Source organism: Myxococcus sp. CA051A, from assembly GCF_013336705.1.
GTDB lineage: Bacteria > Myxococcota > Myxococcia > Myxococcales > Myxococcaceae > Myxococcus > Myxococcus llanfairpwllgwyngyllgogerychwyrndrobwllllantysiliogogogochensis.
Window position 1 is genome coordinate 1 of the sequence record NZ_JABUMS010000105.1, and the last position, 252, is coordinate 252.

1 pseudogene is annotated in these 252 nt (G+C 63.1%); it reads left to right on the forward strand.

Annotation, left to right across the window (positions count from 1 at the left end):
• Positions 1 to 127 (forward strand): annotated as a pseudogene (locus HUA74_RS45115) (IS3 family transposase); the annotation flags it as partial.
• Positions 128 to 252: the final 125 nt, after the last annotated feature.

The window sequence follows — 252 nt, forward strand, 5'->3', positions numbered from 1 at the left end:
CCTCACGGTGGTGGACGAGTGGACGCGCGAGTGCCTTGCCATCGACGTCGCGGGCGCCATCCGCTCTGGACGCGTAGTCGAGGTGCTCTCGAAGCTGGTGAGTCAAAGAGGGGCACCCAGGCACATGGGTCAAGTCCCGAATCGTGTGTAGTTGGTTCGGAGGGGGAACGGGGGAGGAAGGCTCCTTGGCGGATTCATTCAGCGGTGTCTGGGTTTGAAGTCAGCAGGGCCATGTCGAGGTAGCGGCGGTCA